Genomic DNA, 1,928 nt, shown 5'->3' with positions numbered 1-1,928 from the left:
TGAAGTGGTTTTTTTGTGTGGTTTTAAAATCTCCACCAAGGTTTTGATTTCTCCTTGACTTCAATTTCTTTTCCTATTTCCCAAAATGTTTGATCAAATATATTTAAAACGTATGGTTTTGTTAATTCGTAAGCATAAGGATATATTGCATCCTCTAAACCATTTTTAAATCTTTTCATCACTCTTTGAGCAGGAAAAAAATATACTCCATTTGGCAGTTTAACAGTAAAATTAATTTCTCCATCTGGATCATCATCATTTGTTATTAATTCTGATTTAGGTACGTTTTGTATAATTGTTTCAGCTATATAACTTGATATTGAAAAAATTATACCTCCTAAATCTTTAATTAGTCGACCACCTTTTTTGGGTTTTCCATTAACTACATTCTTTTGAAAAAAACGATCTATTTCAATTAAACTATGAATACTATAATCCAATTTATATCCATCTACTTCAAAAGCTTTTACCGTCCACTCTGACTGTTTTTTTATATCTTCTAATAATGATGCCATTAATTAATCTCTTTTAAATATAATCATATATAATATCATTTACATTTCGATAATGCTAATTCCAATGCTTTTAATAGCTCTTCTCTTGATGAGTTAAATGGTAAAACTATATTTTGATCTAATCCTAATCCAACAAAACCAAGCTTTGAACCTTTATTTTCCGAAGGAATAAAATTAATAATACCATCTCTTACGTAAAGACTTAAATTAATGGTATTATCATGTAAAGCTTTCATTGTTTTTACCTCCATGGCTTTTAAATATTCTTGATAACCTATTTTAGGGTCTTGGATATGATTAGTGGTTTCTTTACTAAATTCAAGAACATACAATATTTTATTTAATAGTTCCTCTGTACTTAAATTATATTCTGTTACATAAGGAGGTATTGCAAAAGAACCACTATCTTTTACTATCAATTCAGGATGAATAACATATTTGTTACTCGCAATAAATTTTTTAACTATTACTGATTTTATCACTTGTCTTCTATTCTATAAAACGTAAAACTATACTTATATCATTATCTAAAGCATAATTAATTGCTTGTTGGATTTGACTCCACTGTGACTCTGAACCCTTTCCTGTTTGTACTGCTAATTCTAAAGCTTTGCTTGTATAGTCCTTACCTTGTGTTACTGTTGTATTTCCCCAAGTAGTATTTGTAAAACTAGCAAGGTCATCTATATATCCTTTAAGAGTATTAAATACACTATTCCCTTTTTGATAAGATGATGCTGTTAAATCCATACTCTTTATACTAGTTGCAACACCATTCTCTATTTTGTCAATAGTTGGAAAGTTTCTAGCCCAAGAACTATTTGCCCCTAGTAACTCTTCTATCATCCTACCACGTTGTAAAGAGTTTAAACTCCAAACACTCTCACCTTTACTTAGTGCAGATATTCCTTTTGCAACTTTTCCTAACACAACATCTGTAGCCATAAATTCAGCTCCAATACGTACACCATCTGCCATCATCATACCTGGATCATTGTGACGAGCTACACGAATATCACTAGAAGGAAGGTGTATATCAGATTTAGGCAAAGACCTTGGATCACTAGACATGACTATTCCCATTGCTCTGTCATATTCTGCTTGTCGTTTGGACATTTCACTTCTTAACTCCTGTAAAGTATAGTTTCCATTTACACCTCCTGTAACTCTTGGTCCAGACTGTGCTGTTGCTCTACTTCCATCTAAATGAAAAGACAATTCCAAACCTTCAATATCAATGCCACTAGTCACATTATTTTCTGCAAAAGCATAAGTAGAATTGTAAGCATAAGTTGGAGACAATGGGTCAATTTGCAAAAACCGACCTATAGCTGGGTCTGACATCCTGAATTTAAAGAAATAAATATTTAACCCCAGTTCATCTTGGAACTCTTGTGACTGATAACGATACTT

3 protein-coding genes are annotated in these 1,928 nt (G+C 31.3%); all 3 read right to left on the bottom strand.

Annotation, left to right across the window (positions count from 1 at the left end):
- Window positions 1-23: 23 nt before the first annotated feature.
- Complete coding sequence (locus IAI56_RS15580) at window positions 24-515, bottom strand: hypothetical protein (RefSeq protein WP_187658738.1); 492 nt, start codon at window positions 513-515, stop codon at window positions 24-26.
- 35 nt (window positions 516-550) lie between these two features.
- On the bottom strand, window positions 551-997 hold the full coding sequence (locus tag IAI56_RS15575) for a hypothetical protein (RefSeq protein ID WP_187658737.1): 447 nt from the start codon (window positions 995-997) through the stop codon (window positions 551-553).
- 7 nt (window positions 998-1,004) lie between these two features.
- The coding region (locus IAI56_RS16335; RefSeq protein WP_239106913.1) for an endonuclease toxin domain-containing protein at window positions 1,005-1,928 on the bottom strand (924 nt) is incomplete at its 5' end.

It is taken from the genome of Flavobacterium macrobrachii (assembly GCF_014486675.1).
Taxonomy (GTDB): Bacteria; Bacteroidota; Bacteroidia; order Flavobacteriales; family Flavobacteriaceae; genus Flavobacterium; species Flavobacterium macrobrachii.
This window is presented reverse-complemented; position numbering and strand designations above follow the sequence as displayed.